The organism is Photorhabdus sp. RM323S (assembly GCF_042879375.1).
GTDB classification, from domain to species: domain Bacteria; phylum Pseudomonadota; class Gammaproteobacteria; order Enterobacterales; family Enterobacteriaceae; genus Photorhabdus; species Photorhabdus tasmaniensis.
In genome coordinates this window covers 27,183-51,836 of sequence record NZ_JBHFKZ010000027.1, presented here as the reverse complement: position 1 = coordinate 51,836, position 24,654 = coordinate 27,183, and the positions used below count along the sequence as shown (strand labels likewise).

16 protein-coding genes are annotated in these 24,654 nt (G+C 40.3%); 5 read left to right on the top strand and 11 right to left on the bottom strand.

What is annotated here, in order from left to right; translation table 11 throughout:
- The first annotated feature begins 933 nt into the window (after window positions 1-933).
- The gene (locus ACGF7G_RS12625) at window positions 934-1,209 is read left to right on the top strand and encodes a FaeA/PapI family transcriptional regulator (RefSeq protein ID WP_387465903.1); all 276 of its coding nucleotides are present in this window, start codon (window positions 934-936) and stop codon (window positions 1,207-1,209) included.
- 305 nt (window positions 1,210-1,514) lie between these two features.
- On the opposite strand, the gene ACGF7G_RS12620 is transcribed toward ACGF7G_RS12625, so the two are convergent.
- A complete protein-coding gene (locus ACGF7G_RS12620) occupies window positions 1,515-3,449 on the bottom strand; it encodes an autotransporter outer membrane beta-barrel domain-containing protein (protein ID WP_387465901.1) in 1,935 nt (644 codons plus the stop codon).
- A gap of 431 nt (window positions 3,450-3,880) precedes the next feature.
- Between ACGF7G_RS12620 and ACGF7G_RS12615 the strand changes: the two genes are divergently transcribed.
- Window positions 3,881-4,324 carry an acetyltransferase gene (locus ACGF7G_RS12615; protein WP_387465899.1) on the top strand — a complete coding sequence of 148 codons (444 nt, stop codon included), beginning with the start codon at window positions 3,881-3,883 and terminating at the stop codon, window positions 4,322-4,324.
- Window positions 4,325-4,336: 12 nt separating this feature from the next.
- On the opposite strand, the gene ACGF7G_RS12610 is transcribed toward ACGF7G_RS12615, so the two are convergent.
- The 6 genes from ACGF7G_RS12610 to ACGF7G_RS12585 all read right to left on the bottom strand — a co-directional run bounded on the left by ACGF7G_RS12610 (window position 4,337) and on the right by ACGF7G_RS12585 (window position 12,820).
- Window positions 4,337-5,143 (bottom strand): TonB family protein, encoded by an 807-nt coding sequence (locus ACGF7G_RS12610; protein WP_387465897.1) that lies wholly within the window; start codon window positions 5,141-5,143, stop codon window positions 4,337-4,339.
- 74 nt (window positions 5,144-5,217) lie between these two features.
- A complete protein-coding gene (locus ACGF7G_RS12605; protein ID WP_387465895.1) occupies window positions 5,218-8,217 on the bottom strand; it encodes a TonB-dependent receptor domain-containing protein in 3,000 nt (999 codons plus the stop codon).
- A gap of 52 nt (window positions 8,218-8,269) precedes the next feature.
- Complete coding sequence (locus ACGF7G_RS12600) at window positions 8,270-9,757, bottom strand: surface lipoprotein assembly modifier (protein ID WP_387465893.1); 1,488 nt, start codon at window positions 9,755-9,757, stop codon at window positions 8,270-8,272.
- Between the two features lie 94 nt (window positions 9,758-9,851).
- Window positions 9,852-10,598 carry a Slam-dependent surface lipoprotein gene (locus ACGF7G_RS12595; protein WP_387465892.1) on the bottom strand — a complete coding sequence of 249 codons (747 nt, stop codon included), beginning with the start codon at window positions 10,596-10,598 and terminating at the stop codon, window positions 9,852-9,854.
- A gap of 686 nt (window positions 10,599-11,284) precedes the next feature.
- Window positions 11,285-11,419 carry a hypothetical protein gene (locus ACGF7G_RS12590; RefSeq protein ID WP_387465890.1) on the bottom strand — a complete coding sequence of 45 codons (135 nt, stop codon included), beginning with the start codon at window positions 11,417-11,419 and terminating at the stop codon, window positions 11,285-11,287.
- A 42-nt stretch (window positions 11,420-11,461) separates the two neighbouring features.
- On the bottom strand, window positions 11,462-12,820 hold the full coding sequence (locus tag ACGF7G_RS12585) for an MATE family efflux transporter (RefSeq protein WP_387465888.1): 1,359 nt from the start codon (window positions 12,818-12,820) through the stop codon (window positions 11,462-11,464).
- Window positions 12,821-13,638: 818 nt separating this feature from the next.
- On the opposite strand from ACGF7G_RS12585, the gene ACGF7G_RS12580 reads away from it, so the two are divergent.
- Both ACGF7G_RS12580 and ACGF7G_RS12575 read left to right on the top strand, forming a co-directional pair.
- On the top strand, window positions 13,639-14,913 hold the full coding sequence (locus ACGF7G_RS12580) for a bifunctional O-acetylhomoserine aminocarboxypropyltransferase/cysteine synthase (RefSeq protein WP_387465886.1): 1,275 nt from the start codon (window positions 13,639-13,641) through the stop codon (window positions 14,911-14,913).
- Window positions 14,914-15,192: 279 nt separating this feature from the next.
- Complete coding sequence (locus tag ACGF7G_RS12575; RefSeq protein ID WP_387465884.1) at window positions 15,193-15,987, top strand: family 16 glycosylhydrolase; 795 nt, start codon at window positions 15,193-15,195, stop codon at window positions 15,985-15,987.
- Between the two features lie 75 nt (window positions 15,988-16,062).
- On the opposite strand, the gene ACGF7G_RS12570 is transcribed toward ACGF7G_RS12575, so the two are convergent.
- Together ACGF7G_RS12570 and ACGF7G_RS12565 are read right to left on the bottom strand one after the other, a co-directional pair.
- On the bottom strand, window positions 16,063-18,165 hold the full coding sequence (locus ACGF7G_RS12570) for a TonB-dependent copper receptor (protein ID WP_387465882.1): 2,103 nt from the start codon (window positions 18,163-18,165) through the stop codon (window positions 16,063-16,065).
- A 154-nt stretch (window positions 18,166-18,319) separates the two neighbouring features.
- Entirely contained in the window at window positions 18,320-18,688 is a 369-nt protein-coding gene (locus ACGF7G_RS12565; RefSeq protein ID WP_387465880.1) for a DUF2946 domain-containing protein, read from the bottom strand.
- 1,190 nt (window positions 18,689-19,878) lie between these two features.
- On the opposite strand from ACGF7G_RS12565, the gene ACGF7G_RS12560 reads away from it, so the two are divergent.
- Window positions 19,879-21,510, top strand: coding sequence for a hypothetical protein (locus tag ACGF7G_RS12560; RefSeq protein WP_387465878.1), 1,632 nt, complete (start codon window positions 19,879-19,881; stop codon window positions 21,508-21,510).
- Between the two features lie 149 nt (window positions 21,511-21,659).
- Here ACGF7G_RS12560 and ACGF7G_RS12555 read toward each other — a convergent pair whose 3' ends face one another.
- Complete coding sequence (locus tag ACGF7G_RS12555) at window positions 21,660-21,881, bottom strand: hypothetical protein (RefSeq protein WP_387465876.1); 222 nt, start codon at window positions 21,879-21,881, stop codon at window positions 21,660-21,662.
- Window positions 21,882-22,744: 863 nt separating this feature from the next.
- Window positions 22,745-24,631: a propionate--CoA ligase gene (locus ACGF7G_RS12550; protein ID WP_387465874.1), complete on the bottom strand. Its 1,887-nt coding sequence runs from the start codon at window positions 24,629-24,631 to the stop codon at window positions 22,745-22,747.
- Between the last annotated feature and the right edge of the window lie 23 nt (window positions 24,632-24,654).

Below are 24,654 nucleotides of genomic sequence, written 5' to 3'. Positions count from 1 at the left end.
GGTTCCAAACTGCAATTTTCCAAACGAATTTTGGTATTTTTCAGGATTTGTTTTCCCTCACCTTTTAACGCCAAGTTGGAGGTTTTCCCAAGATTCACCGTTTGATCGAAAGTGTTAAAATTGATGAAATACGGTATATCAATGATAGAACCGCTGACAATGACAGATATTAATATGGTTGCCATTATAATTTTATTTAGTTTCATTTCTAACCCTTAATATTTTGATAAAAATAAAACACAGAAATACTTAATAGAATCACATAATACAAATCAACCTTAATTTCAGATTGAATTTCTAAATGAATTATATTGTGATTATTAGTATCTTCTGATTTTTATGAATGGAATACATTAACTAAAATAGTTGAGATGCCAAAATACATTGACATAGATATGGCTGTTAAAAAAACCATAGACAATTCACGATATATAAAAAATCCATTAAGCTCAGAGAAATAAAAACGATATCATTGATGGCTCTCCACTGGATTTATCATGATTAGAAAATAAGTTAATGAAAACATGGCTCATCCATAAACATTTATACGTAAGCAATATCCTTACTGACACTCAAAGTATTACAGAATAATTCAACAAATAAAAACAAAAAATACAAATTCAAGTAACTTCACAACAAAATACTTAGATAACATTTCAATACTATCATTTGCGATCTATAGTGTCGCAAATTACATCTATATAAGAATAAAATTCTTTATTGTGTTTGTTTATCAAATTAAAAGATCTAAAATTTTAATTTTTCGATATAATCAATCTGCATCGTATAAAAACCAACCTTTGGAAAACAGAATATACACAGCAATTCTTTATGAACAGACATTTAGATAGTTCGCCTATGTTGAAATTAACCGTTGGATTACCCCAGATAACTCAAGGTATCTAACTGGATTCAATAAAGCCTGGAGTTAATATGGAAAACCGGAAAGATTCGACTCAATTTTCCCAAATAGATCAAATACTTAATGTCATGTCCAAATTATGCACCGTCCGGGAAATGCAAATGGCTCCACCACCAGAATCGTGGCCCAGCACACGTGATGTCGCAGAGCAATGTAATTTTACTATCTATAAGGCTCGTTATCTGCTATTGAAACTGGCTGATAAAGGATTAGTTATGGTAACGCCATCTCCCGTTAAGAATTCTCTTCGATGGTATATATTGGAAGATAAAATTAAATCCATCTAACGACTTATCTTTCAAACAAATCTGAAAAAATAGGTTCCTGCTCTACACAGCAGGAACGTAAATTCAAATGCAGAGACGCAATAGCCAATTAATATTATTTAATCTCAGAGGAGGCCAAGATAGAAAAATTGCATTGTTGGGAAAAGTATGAATATACCATTAGTACAGATAAAAATAGGCCAGATATTTATGAATGCTCCAAAATGTAAGGTTTTAATGTTAATTTATTGATAATGACAAATTGTCAGAAAATGCCCGATCTCATTTTATCGGGCATTATCACTTAATTTTTTAACCACTCACGATTAGAAACTTGCATTCACACCCAAACTGAAAGTATAGGTGTGATTCTGAACATCACCATCATTGCGTGATATTGATGCAAAAGTGCCCCAATCCTTTGTAATAACAGCATTCGTACCGATGGTGTATTCACGCCAATGGGTATCCTGCTTTTGACTTTTGCTAACGAAAGAGGTCTGGGTTGAATTGATAGCACCACTAATCTGATAACGTTTATCACCAAACTGGTGGTTAAACCGAACCTCAGCATAGGGGTTAAAACGACCAAAATTTGTGTCAACACGCCAGCCTAGCGTACCAACCTGAGAGTCGTAGCGCTGATCACCAAAATGCATGGCAGTGCTGTGATTACCCGATTCACGATAACCTTTTACATAGCTCTTATCCCAGGCGTATTGGATAACTGGGCTGGTCGTAACGGTAGATGCCAATGGAATATCCCAACCCGCAGTAATGCGTCCTCCCCACTGATGACCGGAAGTCGAGGCCTTTTCACGGCGCAGCCATTCATTGAGGACGACACCACGAGTAATGTCTTCATATTTCATATCCAAATAGTGGAGATCACCGCTAATCCAACCTTTATCGTAGTAACGCCACAAGCCGTAAGCGGTGAGCACATTGCCGCGGCCATCATAGCGGAATTGATCAATTGAGCGATTATCTTGATAACGTGAGATCATACCACCCAACAGAATATTATCCGTAATCTGATAGTCACTACCCAATGTCAGCGTGTGGTTGTGATTACCACTATAACCACCGAATACACCTAGTTTACCCTGCGCGTTACCCACATTACGTGATTGCTGTAAACGGCTATCAAGAGAAGCAAGTGCCCCTTTCACGGGCACATTGTTGGCGTTCGTCAGTAACATAACCTGATACGGAGCATTGATGACTGAAACAGTGTATTCACCAACCATATGCTGCGCGGCTGGCGTTGGATGAAAATCATCAGCGAATAAAAAGGACTTGCTGGCGTCAAAACCGGTATCTTTAGAGCGACAGGAACTCGCATTAACACCCTGAGCACAGGCATAACCTATGGTATTGAGAAAACCATAATGTAGAGGATTAGCAATGACTTCATGTAAGAGGGCATTAACATCAACGCGAACAATATTGCCATTTTCTTGGCTAAGGGCGATATCTTCTAATTGATTATAGCTGTCAACCAATTTTGAAGCGTTACTACTTAATTCTTTATAACCATCAATCAATCGTTTAGTGGTCTCTTCAGCTTTTTTGGCGTCACCTCCTGAAACATCGGATCCGATCTTTTTGAAAACACCATGGATAACTTGAAGACGGGTGTCTTTATCAATTGTGGGATACGTGTTGACTGCTACATGAATTTTAGCCAGATCCTCAGAAGTAGCTCCCCCTTTAGAGATAACAAACTCCATAATCTTCGGAGTCATACCCACATCAGGAACCGTAGGCACGATCACCAACCCGGCACCCGCTTTGAGAAGCGCATGTACTTGTGATGAAGCAGCAATCGCACTCTCAGTAATAATCTTTTGCGCATCAGCCGGGTTTCGTAATGCAGCGTCAACATCATTGCCACCAATCCAATGAACATACATGCCATTAGGAGCAGCATATCCGCCGTGACTTGCCAAATAACGAGTTACCTGATCATGAGTGTTGTCTTGATTATTCAAACTGGCAACAGCAGTCGCGCCACCGGCAGCGTAATTAGTGCCCCCTTTCTTGGAGTTGGTCAGATCAATCCCTAATTGTTGAGCGATAAAATCGTTATATAATTTACTTTCAGTACCATTAATATCATCTACTGTGTATCGACCATTATTTCCGCCATCACTTAAGCTATCGCCAAAAACATATAGGTTGTCATAAGCATGTGCGTTCGAAATTGCACTTATTGAAAGTGCTAACATACCTGGTGCAAATATAAATGACCTTTTCATGAACTATCCTCAAGAAATAATTTTATATTTATCATTGAACTAGCTGTTCAACTGAAATGATCAATCCAAATAGAAACTGCGCTCATGAGATATGACGCAATCCTACTCTTGGTTAACCAATACCTCATTATAGTTAGTAAGAGAGGATACTCTGTATTGTTTTTTTTACATCTTTAAAGTTTCGTGCTATTTGACAGTTTAACTAGCCAATTTGGTTAAAATTCAACTAGCTATAAAAAGTAATATTAGACCAAATAAACTCAACGTACTTTCTCGTTTCATGAAATAGATCACGAAACAGACAGAAGAAAACTCTGGAGAAGATAATTAGCTAGATCTGGGTAATATCTGAAGCGATTCATCACAATAAACGTGATAGAGTGAGTCCATTATTGGTTTAGAAAAATAGTTAAAATAGAATATTAAAAAAAATGAATATAAAAATTCAGCAAGCAACAAAGACTGATTTCAGTAAATTGACCGAAATATGGGAAGCTTCTGTACGGGCAACACACGATTTTTTATCTGACGAAAATATTAATGAATTACGCCCACTGATTCTGCATACCTATCTGCCAACACTGATTGTTTATAAAGCGACAAATGACCAAAACGAAATTAAAGGTTTTATGGGGGTTGATCAGAATCGGATTGAGATGCTGTTTATCTCCCCAGATTCCCGTGGTAAAGGTATCGGCAAGGCACTCCTGAATTTTGGTATTACTGAATCAGGTATCAATGAACTGGATGTTAATGAACAAAATGTTCAGGGAGTGGGTTTCTACCAGCATCAGGGGTTTAAGGTTTTCAGCCGCTCAGAAATTGACGGCCAGGGTAATCCTTTTCCGTTATTACATATGAGAAAACAAGCATGAGGAGTCACCTCCTCAATGCAAATTAAACTCTATCGCTAAGGTATGATCCCTCGGCAGGCCAGCTGGTTTTACCCCAACAGACCGGGCTTGCTGGATAGCCGCAAGTGCAGCCCGATCCAATTCATCGGTGCCAGAACTCCGCACTAATTGAGGGTTCGTCAGATCGCCGCTGTCCAGTAAACTAAAGCTTACCTGAACAATACCCTGTTGTTTCATCTTCTTTGCCCGACGTGGATAGCGTTTGTGTTTTTCAATTTCACGACGTAAAGCAGACTGATAACCTTGTAAATCATCAGAACCCAAACCCGTCATCGGTTGACTGGTCGTCACCTGACGTGCACCTGCTTGTGAATCCACAGCATCGCTTCCTGCCACCTGAGAACTGTCCGCTGCTTGCTCTGTTTCCGGTTTACGCCCACGTTCCGCCAGTTTTGGCTGGAGATCTTCTACTGGCTCTTTCTGTGGTTGAGGCTTGTTCCTCGGTTTAGCATCCGCATGTTCTTCCGGCGGTTTCCGCTGCTCTCGTTTCCGTGGCCTGTCCGCTGGCTTATTGAGCGCTATTTTTGCCTCAAGCGGCGATTCCGCTACCACCACTTCGGGTGGTAACGGAGGCGGGAGTGGTTCCTGCTCCGTCGGTTGCTCCTGCCCAGCAGGTGCCGCTGAAGCAACCATTTCTATTGACATACTGATTATTGGCGAATTCACTGATTGATTATTTGCGCTGTCATCACGTAATAAATGAGATGCCATAAACACAATGACACTTGCATGTAACAGCAAAGAAGCAAACAAGCCAATATAAATACGATTCTTCATCATAGTTCAAGCCACCTTTCTGCTCGTTATCTGCGGAGATTAACCTTATTACAGGCAGGTTAATCTCCCGTCAAGAGTCAGAACTGACTGGTGACACTAAGCTTAAACGTCCGTCCGGGTGCCGGCATCATGGAGCGGGTTAACGGGTCCAGATAATAGCGATCGGTTAAGTTAGTGCCGGATAATTCAACGACAACATTTGGCGCAACCTTATAATTAATATAAGCATCTACGGTCATTACCGAATTCCAGCGCATCGGGTTATTATTTATCCCTTTATAAGTGCCCGGCATTTTTTTCATCAACCATTTTTCATCCTTATTCTCTACACTGCTGTGATATAACACCCGGCTCCCTATTTCTAAGTTTTCATCTAATAACCGGCCACCAATATTCAGATTAAGAGAATAACGAGGAGGAATAGTCGTTCTTAAAAAACCACCGGGAAAACCGCCATCAATACATTCTGGAACACCAAATCGATTGGTCGAATCTAACATACCTGCTGAGGTTTTATCACAAACTTTATTTTTAAGATTATAAGACAGGCCAAAATGGGTAAAGAATCCCCCGTTGTCATAACGCCCTTGTACTTCTAAACCCGATAATTTCTGTTTATCTAATTGAGTAAATTTAAAGTTACTATCACGGTCAAAAACATTCTCTATGACTGTATTGTAATAAGCGAATTTGATATCCGCATTATGCTCTGCCCCTAACAACTGACTTAAATCATGAACATAACCCACTTCAACCGTTTTGCTACGTTCAGGTTTAAAAGCGCGGGCCGGTTTATCAGTAAAACCAGAGGAAAAACCGACGGTATCTTCAAAAATACTCGGCATACGTACCGCTTCCGCATAACGTGCATAAAGACGTGCGTTATCACTTACATAAGCCGTCGCGGAAAATACCGGTGCCCAAGCATAGCTCTTACGTTTCGGCTGTTTAGACCAACGCTCTTGTTTACTTTTTTCTTTATAAACCAAACCACCATCACCTACATTCAGAATTTCGCCTGAGCTATCAACATAATGGCTATTCTGTTGAGCATTACTGTATTCATATTTATATACTTTTTGGTTAGTTACAGGATCAATAACACGCTCATCCATATCAAGCTCGCCATTGAAATAAGGGTTATCTTGTTTATATAACTTACCATCGTCACGATATTGCCAAAGCACATCTACTGGTGTCATAGGACGAGAAATTGAATCTCGCTCTTTTGATTCAGAAAAAATTTTTTCGCTATATTCGTTAAATTCATCATCAGTTAAACACTCAAAGCATTCATTAAATTTTTTCAACAATTCAGCTTCGCGTTCGGTAAGTGTTCTCATATATTGCAAACCCATACCAATCTGTTTCTTATCCTTACTATACCGAAGATCACGGGCAGCTAAACGCTCATTTAAAAAATCATCCTTAGACCAATAGCTTACTCGTTTAGCGCCAGCACTTAACGCCAACCACGAGGTAGGGCGCCAGTCGAAATTAAAGGCAATATTGTTTTCCTGACGGCGCCCTTTTCTTGGTAATGAACGAAAATTAGAGAAACTTTTTGCTTCATAATCATCATGAGAACCCAAACGTTCCCGTTGCAGATTGGCCGACAATGTTAAATCCAGATTTGCAGTCAGCGCAAAAGCATTGGAAAGATCAACGCCCCAGCGATTATTATGCGCATTGGTAGCAGCGGTATCAACCAAACGGCCATCTTTACTCGGATCTCTTTTCTGTTGATTCTTATCCCAGACTTCATCCCGATCCCGCGGTTCACGTGGATATCCCCCGGCAGTATTAGTATTGCTAATAGTACGGGTAATCCAGAATTTCATATCAAAATCAACCCATTTGTTCTCATCCGGCTTCCATTTATAATCCACATTAAATGCCTGCTGATGTACATTAGCTAAAGGCCATTGTGGTACAACATTATCCTCAGCCCGAACCCAACCAAGACGCGAAGGCATAATCTCACCGTAAATTGTTTTAGTATCGCGAATACCAAACTCAATCGTCTGCTGATTAGCCAAGCGCCAGGTATTTTTAAGTAACCAAGATTCCATTTCACTGGAAGTATTCGGCACCTCATTACCAGGACGATATATACGTGCCACAAAAGGCAGATAAGGATCATACGCCCTGGTACCGCTCTCAAGGATATCTTTATCCTTATCACTGATCGGCGCATCATAGCGATGAGCACCTCCTTTGCCGGCAAAATAGTTGCCTTTACTGCGATAACTATAGGCAGCCATTAAATCAAAATATTCCTGCCGGGTACCTATCGCCATACGTATTGCATTATCTTTCAGACCAAGCAATTTATTATCTTTTGAGGTTTTTGGGGTAATTTCTAACGCGGGATCAACATAATTAAACCCCTTAGTAAAACCAGGAATGTCACGATAATCTTGTCCCAATTGCAGATTAGGTGCACGCTCCTTTACCGCATTACTACTGGTTTCTAATTTCAGGTTAATCCCGAAGCGCTCATCTGCTGGCACCACATCATCAATGCCCAACGTTTTTATTATTACTGCTCCACCTATCGAGCCTTTTACTCCGCGAGTCAGTGACGGGCCTTTTTCTATTTCAATGCTGCTAATCAAGTTAGGATCAATATAATTACGGTTATTAGCACCGTTATAACCACGCCAGGTCGTAATTGCCTGTTCAGTACCATCAATGGTAACAGGAACCCGCCCCTGCCCCTGAATGCCGCGAATATTAGGATCTAATGCGCCACTGTTTCTGGAATCACCACTGAATACTCCAACTGCACTTTTTAAAACATCCGCAGGTGAAGCACCCTTATAGCGTTCTACCAGATCCTTACCTAGGTAAATATTGGTAATATCTTTATCGTAAACTGCATCATAGCCTGCCTGATCTTTTTCGCTGTTAGCTGAAACGTTAATTTTGCCCAAATCGGACTTATCTTCAGCAGGCTGTTTCGCTGATTGAACAGGGGGTATTGGTGTATCTGCATCAACACGGTAAGGTATCATGCTGTAAGTTAATACCATCACCAATGTTATTTTACTGTATTTATTACTTAATTTATGCATAGTGATTATCTGCCATAGTACGGATTTAAATAACCTATTACTTCAATCAATATCAAAAATATTTTTCAAACTTAATTAACACTTCGTTTTTGTTATATGAGTATAGCCAATCAACATTACTATTGTTTTTTCTGTACCGATAAGTGATTACCGGAGTTAAGCCAAAAACATCAAATTTAGGCATACTGAGAATTGCCGAATAGAGTTGTTCATTGTCTTTACGGCGTGCACTTAATGGCACACTGTAATCACCAAACTGCCTCTGTCGTAATGCGGTAAATACCACCGCATTAATTCCCGGATATAACTGGGTGGAAATACCTGCTCGTATGCCTTTCTGTTGATAATCATCCGCTTTCTCAACGCTGGTTTTATTAACCCAGTCACCACCAGTAAAGGTAATTGTCTGATCAGTTAAATAATAAGATAAGGTGGCATAAACAGAGGTCATGTTACCGTCATTATTATTATAAAGTTTATGATAACGAAACTGTTTATATTCACCTTCAAGATTCAATGCCAAATTTTTTGATAGAATATTCATCCATTCAGTTTTCACTCCGGTGGTGCGATAACGGGAATGGTTACCAACATGATTAAACTCAATAATTGGACCTATCAGGAAATCATTTTTCTGTGCTTTATAGTTATACCCCAAATAAGCGGAAGTGGTATTTTCGTTTTCCTCACTATGATTACGATAACTTTCACCATAAGTCATTGAGCGCAGAGATATACCGTGGTGGCCACTTAGCTGGTATATCTTACGTAACGTAGCATCATAACTGATACCATTTGCCTTCTTTGCCAAAGGCAATTTTCGTTCAGTCTTACAATCACCATTCTCATGATAGCTAATGCAAGCAGGAGGCTTATCCGGTGACATATTAGTGTTGTCGTTAAAAATATATCCTACGGCAAAAGATCCACGCCAGGCATTGCGCAGATTAATAGCATCCTGATAACTGGTTATATTCTTAATAACTGCCGGTGGTAACTTACTTGCATTATCGTGGTTTGCCGCAGAAATCTCATTAAACAGTAAACTGGCTTCTCTATTTTTTTGATTCTCATAATAGACCCTGGCTAACTCCAATTTAGCACGGGTAAAATCAGGTTGCTGGTGCAAAATAGCCTGATAATGCTGTTCTGCCACAACTAAATCACCCTGTGAACGAGCCAGGTTTGCCCGAGCAAAATGCACCAATTGGGCATCATGCCCAGGTAATTTCTGATACATCAACAAAAAGCGCTCTACATCCTTCACTTGTTGATGATTAATAGATAAATACAGCGCTTGACCAACCTCATTCACATTATTCTCAACACTGAAAGTCTGACCATTAAGGACTATCGATAAATGATCACTATTCTCATTCGCAGTTTCATCAGTGACGAGCTCTTTTTCTTGCTCCTGCAAATTTCGCTGTACGTTATGCCACAATCTTCTACCAGCATCTTCATCTGCCAGAACCAAAGAGGGATAAATAAACAAGTAACTGATCAGTATGGTAAAACGGATAATGGAAATATTTAACATCGGAATATCACTGCTTAATAATCGGACCAGTAAATAAACAAAATAAGACAAAGCCCATATGAACTTTGCCTTATTCAATCAATACGAACTCATATCATGGATTTTTAGTCCCACCAAAGGCGGTATCTTTACTATGATCCGAATTAAATTTAGCTACACCAGCTAAACTCGACGCATTATCACCAAAGAAGTGGCCATTGTTTGTACCTGCAACATTTCCGGCTGTCGCAGTCCCAACAAATGAGCCATCTGCTCTAATTCTGGAATTAATACCAACAGTCAATACACTATTCGCTATTGAACCAGAAAGTCTTTTCTGACCGAAATCCGCAGTGAATGTGCCTTGCAGAGCATTACTACCACTATATTGGTTAATTCCTTTAACCGTATAGGTCGCTATACCACCAGTCGGTAAATTGGTTGTAATATCTTTACCGGAATAATAGGCAGTATGAGTCTTATCGTTTACCTGACCTGTTTGTGACCATTCACCAAAATAGACATCAGCATTAGCCACTTTACTAAAGTTAAACACCCCCATTCCCTTATGACTGCTCGATCCAGGCACAGAAATCTTGTGAATGCCATTCGTATCCGCCTCGACATAACGAGCAAGACTTGCAAAGCTGGTAATTTGACCTCTAGCAACAGATTGCACCCCAATTCCAGGATCTCCACCTGGGGTCGGATGACCACCACCACGCGGTTCAGTTACACCGACTGTAATACTTTGATTCTCAGGATTAAAATTTTGAGTTTGCCCAAAACCAGCGGTAGCTATTGCTTGTGTTACTAATCCACATGTACCTAATACTGCAATTAACACTTTAACTTTGTTCATAGCATACTTCCTTATGTGACTAATTAAATGTTAGAGATTGCTTATTACATAGTTTTAGTACCGTCCAAAGACTGACGCGCATATTAACGTACTTTTAATAAAAAATGAAATGATAATCATTATCATAAAATGATTATGTGAACTTGTATAAAATGGCAATAAATACACCTAACTATTTAATTATTAAATCAATATTTACCATAACCTTAGTATAATAATGGAAATAATCTTAGAGATAAAACCAATAATAAGTGTAAAAAAATCAATACACATAAATATATACATAAGTTACTATTACATTATTAAATTAATACATAAGTTATTATATGGCTAATATGTTATTCATCGCCACCGCATATTAGTTAAATAACACTTAACAATGAAAACAAAAATAAATAAAAAAATAATTTATATTGTTGATTTTAAAATAATAAAATTATTATGCAAATTAAATTAGTGTTGTCTTTAATGATTGACCTAATGAATCACTTAATAGAACCACTAAAGTAGATATATTATGAGAACAATATAAAACCCAATAAAATACAATCCCCTAGTGTGAGGTAGGTTAAATAACCATGGATTTAAAAAGTAAATTTTTATTCACAGTAAAAATTTTCATAAAATCCCCTACCTTTTGGCAGGGAATTTACGCAAGCGCAATAGTTTTCAGGCGGATATAAACATCATTCAGGTTCTTTATATCCTTGCTGTATCAGAATAATTTCCCAAGGCTCTACAATAAACTGAGATTCTTTATCCCCCATATCAGCCATTTTTTGGAAATATATTTTTGCTTTCTCCAAAATAATATATTTCATAATATTTCCCTAAATTATTTCCCAAGATATTTCGTAACTAAATTAATAAGTTAACTGAGAAACTATCGTTTTTGTCCTCACCTTTAATATAATAGACAGTAAAATAGAGTTGACAAAAAGACCTAAAACCAAACCATACCAAAATCCTACAATCCCCATGCTATCGGTTACCCAGTTTGTTAAAGCCAAAACAAACCCTAATGGTAAACCAACTAACCAATAGCCAAATAAAGGTGCGTAGAATACCGAGCGGGTATCATGAAAACCACGCAGAATACCTGCTAAAGAGGCCTGAAAGGAGTCGAAGAATTGGAAAAAACAGAATAGAAACGCCAGGCTAAGTGCAATTATTATAACTGAATCATCGTTAGTGTAGAGTGCAATCAATGGCGCGGCGAAAAAATATATTATAAAACCAAAAATTGCAGAGACAGATAATATCAAATAAATCGAAACTCTGATAACACCCATTAATGATGTTCTATCTTTTAGCCCAATATAGGAGCCCACTCTCACCGTCGTCGCGGTCGAAAATCCTGTGATGACGGTATAAATGATAGTCACGATATTAAGCATAATATTATGTGCGGCAACAGTTTGAGTGCCTAAAGGCGCAACGGATACAGCAACCACATCGAGAAAAACCATTTCAACAAAAAAAGCCAATCCACTAGGAATACTAATATAAAAAGTCCTCAGTAGATCTTGATATTTTGGGAATTTTAAACGAAACCGATATCGCCGGTATTCATCTTTCAGTAAAAAATAGATAACTAAACATACAGCACTTAGGTTATTAATAATTGCTGTTGTAATACCCGCACCAACGCCACCCATTTCTGGCAAACCAAATTTCCCGTAAATAAGCATGTAATTTAATGGTATATTCAGTAATAAGGCACCAGAAGATAGGTACATCGCGATTTTCGTATCTTCTAAGCCTTGCAGAAATGAACGAAAAACATTAAATATCATCACCCCAGGAACACTAAATGCCATAGCAAGAACATAGCCCCGTGTGATATCTAAAATATCATCATCTAAGCCTATAAACGAAAATAGTTTGCTAATTAACATTAACAATAAAATTATTGGTATTGAAAGTATCATCGATAGAAATAAATAATTTCTAAGACTCTCTTTGACCCCTTCTTCATTACCTTGCGCTTTGTGCTTTGCGACATCTGCCGCAAGCATGATAATAGTCCCGTATCCCAACACAAATATAGGGAACCAAATACTACTTCCTAATGTTACTGCCGCTAAATCAGCGGTAGAATAGTGACCAGACATCACTATATCAACAACACCCATTGCGGTACGTGCTATCTGCGCAATAATGATGGGAAAAGAAAGTAAGAATAGTTGTCTTAATTCCTGCCAGTTTGAAAATTTAGACATAAAAATACCGTTAATTTATTGATTAGCTCCAATGTCGATCATACTAACAATAAATTATAACCAAAATCATGCAGAAAAATTTTTAAAAATTTAAAATTATGGACATACCCTCCATTTTTGTTCAGGAAATAGAGAGAAATAAATCAGGCAACCTAACGAAAACTAACTACTTCACAAGAAATTTTGTGATCTTTCTAAAAGATTAGATATTTATTTAAGTCTTTTGTTCTCATTTTCCATTTTAATAGTTAATGTTACTCGACTTAAGTAGCTTCTGCTTTTTGTGATAATGTCCACATAATTAAAAAATAGCGACACCCGATATATCACTGAATTAGTAACATTTTTAAATTATTTATTTGATTAATAAATAATTAGCGGAAATATAATGTCTAATAATAAAATCTTTATTGTTTTAGCGATATTGGCGATAGAGCTTTACAAAAGACAGAAATCATCAAGATATCTTCTGGGGATAACGATAAGATGGCGTATATGCACTACATTCGACCCAGTGATAATTCCCTATGGAAAATTAAATGTCGCTTAAATGGCGATCGTGTCGAATGGGCTTTCAGTAATGTCGATAACATTGGTCGTTGGAGAATTGAAGAAAATGACAAAAAAATCACATTTTCTATCAGCGGAAACTCCCTTAAGCTGATAGATATCTATTCAGACGGTTCATCAATCAAACAAATGTACAAGTTAAATTCCTTGTGAACGGCAGTAAGTGGAGCTGTAGTTTTGATAAAAGCCGCTTACATCTATTCATCAAAGATACATGTAATCTTACCGATATAGAGAAGAGACCGAAAATGAAACCAGAAACTCTTGCGATCCACGGCGGATATTCACCCGATCCAACCACCAAAGCCGTTGCTGTCCCTATTTATCAAACAACATCCTATGCATTTGATAGTACCCAACATGGTGCCGATCTGTTTGATTTAAAGGTCGAGGGAAATATCTATTCCCGCATTATGAACCCGACTAATGACGTACTGGAAAAACGGGTTGCTTTACTTGAAGGTGGGATCGCTGCATTGTCGGTCGCATCCGGTATGGCGGCTGTCACCTACGCTATTCAATCCATTGCTGGAGCCGGGGATAATATTATATCTGTTGCCAAGTTATATGGCGGCACTTATAACCTGCTGGCTCACACATTGCCCCGGTTCGGTATTGAAACACGCTTTGCCGACCATGATGATATTGCAGCATTGGAATCACTGATTGATGACCGGACCAAAGCGGTATTCTGTGAATCCATTGGTAACCCGGCTGGTAATGTTGTTGACCTGAAAAAGTTTGCAGAAGTGGCTCATCGTCATGGCGTTCCTTTAATCGTTGACAATACCGTTGCCACGCCTGCGCTTTGCCGTCCCTTTGAGCATGGTGCCGATATTATTATTCACTCTCTGACCAAATACATGGGAGGCCACGGCTCCACTATTGGCGGCATTATTGTTGATTCCGGTAACTTCCCTTGGGAAAAACATAAGCAACGCTTTGCTATCCTGAATAATCCTGATCCCTCTTATCACAACGTCATCTATACCGAACAGTTTGGTAAAGCTGCATTTATCGGTCATTGCCGTGTTGTACCATTACGTAACATGGGCGCGGCGCTATCGCCTTTTAATGCTTTCCTTATTTTGCAAGGGTTGGAAACTCTGGCGCTAAGAATGGAGCGTCATACTGAAAATGCCCTGAAAGTAGCTCATTACCTGCAAAATCACCCTCAAGTTAGTTGGGTGAAATATGCAGGATTGCCAGACCATCCGGAACATGAACTGGCACAACAGTATATGGGTGGGAAACCATCAGCTATTCTTTCCTTTGGTATTAAAGGCGGACAGGAATCTGGTGCCCGATTTATTGACGCATTAAAGCTGATTGTGCGCTTGGTCAATATTGGTGATGTAAAATCACTCGCCTGCCACCCAGCTTCAACCACTCATAGCCAATTAAATGACGAGGAGTTAGTTAAAGCAGGTGTACCACACGACATGATCCGCCTGTCAATCGGTATTGAACATATTGATGATATTATTACTGATCTTGCCCAAGCCCTGGATGCATCGAAATAGTTTAACGTTGCCATACACCCCGTTCTGATGAACGGGGTTCTATTTATCTGCTATAACTGCTTCTTTTACTGTCTCTATTTTAATTATTTTCCCTTAATCAACATCACTGATTTTTATTTCCTTTATTTTTACCAACTAAAACAAAAAGCAGGGGATAACAAATTAAATCGGTCACCCTGTCGCTAATATTCGATAAAGTGACTTATCCCTAATCCCTACGAAAACGTGTAAGAACGTTCAAGTGGCGACTATTTACATCAAAAAATACAAGGAAAACAGATGAAAGTTCAGCTAACCTATATATTGCTATTAAGCTCATTGTGTTGCGGGTATGCTTCGGCAAAAATCCCAAATGGATTCAGCCCCACACCATCATTCGAGGATAATTTCAATGGCACAACACTCAATACCCAAAAATGGGATTACCGTGGTTTGGGTGTCAGAAATAATTGTATTAATACTCAATCAGCCGTTATTGTGCGGAATGGATATTTAACTATAAAAACTTATTCTGAGAGTTCTTCTGGCAAGCTACAAAATTATTGCGGCATGATTTCAACACAAAAAAGTTTCCTACAGTCATATGGCTATTGGGAAGCCGCTGTCAGATTTAATCGTGCCGAAGGTAATCAGGTCGCATTCTGGGTACAGTCACCAACAATGGGTAAAGATCTGACGGATCCAGAAAAATCAGGCGTCGAAATTGATGTATTTGAACATTTAGCTGAAGCTACACAAGATCAATATGATCATGCTATTCACTGGAATGGTTATGGCAGCGCTCATAAACAATGGTCAAAGAAATTGTCTATGGGTAATCTCGCTGATGGTAAATTCCATAAATTTGCGGTGGCATGGACACCAAATGGTTACACATTTTATGTTGATGGTGTTCTTCAACATTTATCTGGTCTGGAGCAAGTTCCTATTTCAATCGCAAATCAATACATTATTTTAAGCTCGGAAGTACCGCGCAGTTATCCGACCCAAGGTTATGGTCCGATAAATGAAACAACCGCCACATTCGATGTTGATTATGTGAAAGTTTATCCGTATATCGGTAATAAGAAATAATAATTCCTATTGTATTATTCGCCTTGTGGATATTAAACAAGTATTGGCGTCCAATCATTGGACGCCATTTTCTCATTAGAATGTTACATTAACTTTAGCCCATATCGTTCGGCCTGGTTCATTTACTGAGGTGTTTGCTGAATAACCAAAGGTGCTATTACCTGCAAGGTTGAGGTGTTCGCTGTATTCTTTATTCAGAATGTTGTCGATACCTGTGCTGACTTTGACATTTTTGTTGATCTTATAAGCAACGTTTGCAGAAAGCACGCCGAAACCCGGACTGTCTTTAAAATCTTTGCCGACAACATTTCCCTGATTTACAGTAATCCGATGCTGGCTGCTAACCAATCGCCACAAACCGGTACTGCTCCAATCACCATGTTCATAAGTCAATCCGAAACGGGCTTCCAGAGGTGGGATCTGAGGCAGTGGCTTGTTATCCGTGGTATTTTCACCCCAGGAATAGGCAAGGCTGGCATCCGTTTTCCAATGGTCTGTCAGTTGATAGCCAAAGCCCATCTCTCCACCCATAACATTGGCATTGACGTTATCAGCCTGGCTGAGGCGGGCATTGGTTGGGCTATATCTAAACAAAATAAAATCATTCACACGTCCTACATAGGCTGACACCCAGCTATTAAAGCGCTCTCCTGTATATTGCGCCCCAATATCAAGCTGGGTAGTTTTTTCGCTTTTCACGCCATCAAAAGCACTCGCGCTGCCTGCTGGACCAAGTTTAGGCGAAAATAGCTCCCAGTAGTCTGGGAAGCGCTCGGTATAACCAATACCGGCATAAAACATCAGCGGAACATCAGTAAGAGTATGCTCTAAACGCATAAAACCACTTGGCAAAGTATCATTTCGTTCTTTCTCGCTATTGCTGGCAAATTTTTTCACCAGACTGCGATCAAGTCGGGCACCGGTTATCAACTCGCTTTGCTCTGTGGCGTACCAGGTCAGCTCGCCAAACAAACCATAATTACGGAATTGAGCATCCTTTTGCCACACGCTGCCTGATTTATTACGATGGGTATTAGTTTGAGTATCCGCACCACTTTCCAGCTTGAAATCTTGCCATAGCCAGGTGCCCATTGCCCGTCCTCCCACAATCCGGCGATCCAATTGCATGGACATACCACTGTTCATATTCATGTGCATGCCACACATATGCTTACAGGTCGCAGAAGGCATGCCCATCGATCCCATAGACATAGGGCTGTTCGGAGAACGCAAGGTTATATTGTCCATAATATGGTTGGTATAGTTGTAGTAAACTTGGGCTTCAACCTTATCAAGAACCTCGCCGAGGTTAGATTTCTCAAAACGCACGCCGAGGCTTTCACGTTTAAATTGTGAACCATCCATGTTACGCCCCGCATAGCGGGCTTCTCCATCACCTTTCCCGGCGGTCAATTCGAGCAGCGTATCTTTATCCGGCGTCCACCCCAGTGCCAAATCACTATTCCACTTATCCCAGCGTGAAGGGACACGATACCCACCACCATCTTTATAATCATGTGAACGGGAGGTATTTCCCATTAAACGTAAATATCCCAATTCATTGCCGACACTGGCATCAACGTTGCCATCCCAACGACCATTTGAACCCGTCAACCCGCTGGCATTGACCTTCACCCTCGGCTCATTAAATTTAGGATGTTCACGCTCAAACCTGATGGTCCCAGCGGAAGCACCGGGGCCCCACAACACGGTTTGAGGCCCTTTAATCAGTGTCAGCAAATCATAACTTTCCGGTGAAATATAAGATGAAGGCGCATCCATCCTGCCGGGGCAAGCCCCTTGCATTTCTGCACCATCAGTTAGGATCTTAAGCCTTGAACCAAACATTCCTCGAAATACTGGATCACCATTAGTCCCACCATTACGGATTTGTGAAAAGCCGGGTATGGTTTTTAAGTAGTCAGAACCGTCACTTGCCGGAACGGGCTGGCGAGGCGTTTTTGGCGAAGTGACAATCGTCAAAGGAGAATACAAAGGTGCTGTTACTGTGATTACGTCGCCATCATTGGTTTTTGGGCCATTCGCATGATCGTGCGAATCCGGTGTGGTTTCAACCGCATATCCATTAAAAGCAGCCAGCAAAAAAAGCGGCATTGCCGAGCTAATACAACGGGCCAGCGTATTTTTTTTATCAGAAGAATTTTTTTCAAACATCATCTTTCCTTAATGTGTATCCGCGCTCCGAAGCGATATGGCTATCAAAAGCGGAATACGTTATAGAATCCAACCAAACAGTTTTTGGTATAAGCAAACTTCCCCTGGCTAAGAAGTTAGCAGGGCAAAGTGTTTCATTATGTTTAAACCGATGAGATTAGATCTGTTCAGGCGGAGCGCGAGGCAACGAATCAGAAAAGATGAAATGCGCAAGGAAGAGAGTTACAGGTTGAACCGGTGATGACCGTGAAGTCAGCGAAGTTGACCAGAATAACGGTGTATTCGCCAAGTCCAGCATCGGTATATGGATAAGAAAGACGCAGTATCCACAGGCAATATCATCCAGCATCGACATGTCACCACCAGCATGCATACCCATCTGCATTCCATCATGATGGTTAGTGCCCTGTGATGCGGAAGAAATGTCAGAATGAGATTCACCAATGCGCGCATGTTCCAGTGACTGGGAAATCACGGGTGCAATGAACAGCATCAATATCGCGAATATACCAAGCCAGGTTGACAAGCGGTTCCGCGATGTGTAAATCTGGATCAGTGACAAACTAAGCCTATTCTGTAGAGAACACATTCAGGGAGGGGATTGTACGTATTTAACAGTCAAATGTTAAAACACTTTATGCAGGAATGTCGCTTTGGCGACAAAATTTGATGTTTTTCTAAGGCCAACGGAATTATTTTCCTTAATTCGCCTCAAAATACCGAAAATCCAGCCTGTCACAATAACTGCATTCTTAGCAAGATAAATACAGCAATAAAAGCAACGGTACCTAGTGCGAAACTAATTGCCCATCCCTCACCATTAAACCACTATGAGAAGTTAACCACATAATCCCTAAATCAATGACAATAATGCCTACAATCTAAGTGAATTCCAAATGGAACACCGAACAAAATCACAGAGATTAACGTCACAAGCAAAGGCATTTTCCCATGTGCAATAAGGCAGACTGGAATCAGCATGTCTACACAATACCGTTTCCACATCAACCCTTATCCACATAACCCATAGGCTTTCATATTACAGTCGCATTTTTTTATCCTCCACAAAAAAACATTCATTAGAAAAGCCTTAAGTTACGCAACTTTTTACGGTTATGAGCATCAGAAAAAACGCAGACTACGTTTTCCATAGCTGAAATACAACACACGATAAAACGGAATAAGAGGGCCAGTCCCTAGCCGGAATTTTTTGATTGATTAATTAGGAATAGTCTTAAAAATAAACTCATTGATATTTTTTTGTGATTTATGTAACATTTTTTGTCATGAACAGATATTCACCACAAAACAAACAATGACCGTTTGATTTTTTATACTGATTTATTTAGCTCTAATGGTTTGATACTGGCAGGATAAAAATACAAAAAATTTATCTTTATAACTACTGATGACAGCAGGTTACTGTACTACATCAGCGCTGATAGACAGTGTTTTGTCACAGCGACATTGATAAGAAGATGCCTATCAAGGCACACCAGAAAATCAGCACAAATACTGTTCGAATAAACCAGTACTAATTTATGTAACGTACTAACAAAGCACAGTTGCATAGCAGGTTAAGTTACCAATCACCGACTGAATTTACGACGAATGCTGGTTACCAGCCATTGCATCTTTTTTAGGAGCATATTTGAGGGAGGTTTTGCTAAGAATTTTTCTCGCTCCGTTATTTAAACTTAAACACTGGAGAAAATTGTGACTTTGTGTATCAAAAAAGCCCCTAAAATTTGGGGCATCATCAAGCAATTAAACATCAATAATTATGCGCTTAAAATGTCAGATCTGGCAAATAATCGCAGACCCACATTAAATGATGCTTTAGTTTGCTCCTTGCATTATTGTGGATTGCTGTTTCGCCATTTGCGTGTAATTTATCGAAATGTTTTATTGGTCACCTTAAGCTTGGCTATTCTCTGCGGATTATTATGGGTCCCCCCATCATTAGCACAAACAGAGATACCTTTAACAACATCAGATATTCGAACTTCTATCGGTCCAGTGGTAAAGGGGGGGGTGTACAACTATGCACCTTCCGTGATGTTGGACGGGATATATCGGATGTGGTGGTGTGGCTCCGATCCCACTCATCCCGGTGATTATATTTTTTATGCCGAATCTTCATCTCTTGATGGCCCTTTCCACGCTCGTGGAAGTAAGGATCCCTACCAGATTGTTTTTTCCCCTAACAAGGCAGCAAACGCATTCGATAAAGTCCATACCTGCGACCCCTCTGTCATACGGGTTAACGGTACATACTATATGTATTATGGTGGATGGGACAGCGTTCGCGTTGGTGCTGAAGGTATAACAAAAATTGGCCTCGCAACAAGTACTGACGGAATTAACTGGACACGTGCAAATAATGGTAATCCGATAATCTTACCCGCTAACAAGAAGCTAGATGGAAATCCTTATGGAGCAGGGCAACCATCCGTGTCCTATCTCAATGGCATGTTTTACCTTATGTACACCGATACGACCGGAGCAAATTCCCTAGATAAAATTTACGGCGGCGGTGGACAATATGTCTTAAGATCTCCCGATCCAACCTTTCAAAGTGAAGTAGAAGAACTTACTCCTGATGGATTCGCCACAAAGACGGAAGAGAACCACACCGAATACCGTCAAAACTATTGGGTAAGCGTCGATATGCAGTTCTCAGATGCACTCAATGCATGGATCGTGGCTCACAATGATGGTTCCAGGCTATCTTTAAGTTTTTATCCTCCAGACTTCTCTACGAAAATCTACAACGATGTCCAATTAAGCACCTCCACTGTAGAAGGTCCCGGTATTGTATCAAGACCGGATAAGCACTCAGTTGTCTCAAGTACCGGACAGTGCAGTACACTGCCAATTGATGTTATCAATGCGACTGCGCGTAATTTCCCTCGTATGGCACCTACAAACTTGGCGCACATTGGTATCGATGTCAGTGCTGGAATAAGCTGTGAAAGTATGCACCCCAACCAAGTCGCGAGTATCTATGAAGGTTATGGGATTAAAGCAGCCGGTTTACCTTTAACATTTGTTGTATCTGGTACGCGTTTTCAAGCTGAGTCAATTCGGCCAATTCAGTTCTTAACTAAGAACTTCGTTGAAGTTACACCTGAGATTTTCCATGCTATTCCATATGGCGCTTCATTAAAAGTTGGCGCTCCTGTTATTGGTGCCGTTGGACAACCAGCAGCGTTTCTTCTTGATTCTGCTAAATGGCCGGTGAATGGATTGGAGATTATCAGAGATAATAAATCATCCATTAAGATGATACCGTTAGCTGAATATTACGCCTATCCAACAAAACACTCACTCCATCTGGTGAAATGATCATCTCACTAGCTGAGTCAAGCACAACAAATCTTTAATATGCAAAGTTTCTGATGCTGCACCATGGTCGTAGACGCAACATTGTAGCGTCTACGACCATGTACTGGTACTCTATGACGAAAGAAGGGTATCTATGTACGCAATTGTATTCATATCTTAAATTTATGAAAGCGGTATCCTGGCTTACGTCCTTCACATATTGCCTGCATGATTAGACGCAACATTGTCAGTTTTACTGGTCCTATCTTCTCTTTAAGAATCCACGCATTGAAAATAACACCAAAAATTACACTGGTTTCTCTCAGGGCCGAAACCAACGCAGCAGGACTTCGTGAAAGAGCCAAAATAACCAAGCCGTGTGCAATAGACATAACTACACCGTTGACCATGCAAGTTCGCCCATTACGACTGATATAATCCAATAATCGGTTTCTATCTTTACAAAAAGATTCCAACCTACATGCATGATCGCAGCGACCATGACTAATCCAAGTGAAAGAGGATCCATATATATTTTTACTCCTCTGCGCTTCTCGCAAATTCAGGGCACAATACTTCACATAAGCTTCAACACTATGAATACTAACTGCTCACCTGCATTCTTATAACCCATAACACCAGGTTGTGTAGATTAAATTTCCTTTTTATTCGCGTAGAGCGTAGAAAGTGCTTTAAAAACATAAGTAAACCGAAATATCGCTTCGATATTACAAACTTCTCAATAAAGTATTAATTACTCTGCCTGAAAAATGATATAAATAAAGCCGCTACCGCTGTTAACATTATTGAGCCAAAAACAACAAAATCAAGCCAGTTACAATCTAGCCCAATGGAACAACGAGACCTAATATTATAAACGATCTGACTCGTACTTCCTGCGAAGATTATTATACTAACAATTATAATTGATTCATTACGCTGTCTCAGTTTACTTAATTTACTAATTAAAAACACACAAACAAATAAAACCAGCACAGTGACAATTACATCAGGTAACATTTTGAATCTCAATTATCTAATATATAAATTCATTATTATCATATCCAGATAAATTTCACAACCTAGATATTTCAATCCACTTCTTTTATAAAATTAAAATGTTTCATAAATGGGTCGAAAAATAGAGAAAACCACAACAATTCCATTACAGATATTAGTAACCAATATAGCACATTCAATTTATAAGAAATCAACAAGGAAAAAATAAAAGCATCTCAGTACTATGGAAAACTATTCACCGAAATACAGCTTCTCGAATAACCTCCAGTGAAGCCGGGTTTTCAATCAGAGAAATATCACCCGGCTCACGCCCTTCACATATTGCTTGCATAGTTCGGCGCAGCATTTTTCCTGAACGAGTCTTGGGAAGCTGGGACACGAAATACACCCGTGCCGGACGGCCCACACTGCCAATTTGTTTGTTCACCAAGCCCATCAAGGCCTTTTCCAGAGAAGAAAAATGTTCAGCATTCTGGATTTCCCTTCCATCCTTGAGAACGGCAAAGGCAACTGCGGTTTGCCCCTTGATGGCATCCTTGATGCCAATAACGGCTACTTCGGCCACGTCTTCATGACCAGCAATACACTCTTCTATCTCCCGTGTTCCCAATCGGTGTCCCGCAACATTAATCACATCATCTGAACGTCCCAAAATAAAATAATAGCCATCACTGTCACGGATACCCCAATCGAATGTGGAATAAACAGGATGGTCGAAATGACGCCAATAGGTATTGATGAAACGTGTATCATCACCATAGATGGTTTGAATGCAACCCGGAGGTAAAGGCCCCTCAACAACGAGCAAACCTTTTTCGTTATCGCTACACTCCTCGCCAGTCAGTTCATTGATGAGCTTGACATGAAAGCCATACATCGGGAAGCCAGTACTACCAAACCGGCTCGGCCTATCATCCAAACTGCGGGCAATAGCCATAATCGGCCAGCCTGTCTCAGTCTGCCAGTAATTATCAATAACAGGGACGTTGATAGCCTCGGCAATCCAGCGGGCAGTGTGTTCATCAAGCGGTTCGCCGGCCAAATACAACGATTTAAGTGATGAAATATCGTATTGAGTAATACATTCAACCGGATATTTTTTCAGTACCCGAATAGCCGTAGGTGCCGAAAACATTCGTGTTACCCGATATTTTTTCACTATCTGCCACCAGATACCTGCATCCGGCCGTATCGGCAACCCTTCATACATGATTGTCGCCATTCCCGCGATCAAAGGAGCATAAGCAATATAAGAATGTCCGACGACCCAACCAATATCTGACGTACAAAAAAACACCTCACCCGCTTTGCCGCCAAAAATGATATCCATAGAGGTTGCCAGTGCAACAGCATAACCGCCAACATCACGCTGTACGCCCTTTGGCGTACCCGTTGTGCCGGAGGTATAGAGCACGCAGGAGGTTTCATTTGATTCAAGCCAGGTCACAGGCACGTCAGCATCAAGGTACTGCTGCCGCAATGTCGCGAAATCGATATCTCTTTCAGCCACCCAAGCCATTTCAGCCAGTCCACGATTAACTATCAGTACATGATGGGGTTTGCAGTTTGCCAGTTCTATGGCTTCATCCAGCAACGGTTTGTAAGGAATAACTTTTCCACCCCGAGATCCCGCATCCGCAGACACCACCAGCACAGGTTCAGCATTATCCAGCCGTGTAGCAAGGCTCTGGGAAGCAAAACCACCGAAGACAACAGAGTGAATAGCACCGATACGAGCACAGGCAAGCAAAACAAATAGCGCTTCGGCAATCATCGGCATATAAACCAAAACTTTGTCACCTTTTTTAACGCCCAAAGAAAGCATCATGGCCGCCGTTCTGTTCACTTCTTGATGTAATTCCCTGAAAGTGAAAACCTTCTCACTATTCGTTTCGGTTGAAACCGTGATAAGCGCTTTGGCGTCAGGCTGGCTTTCCAGCCAGCGATCCAGCGCGTTGTAACATAGGTTGGTTTTCCCTCCGCAAAACCAGCGAGCAAAAGGAGGGTTGCTGTGATCCAAAACCTGCTCAAAAGGTTGTTGCCAGAAAATGCGTCTAGCCTGTTCAGCCCAGAAGGAGTTTGGATCATCAATGGACTGCTGATAAAAAGTGTTGAATAACATAATCTCTCCTAGTGCTGCATAGA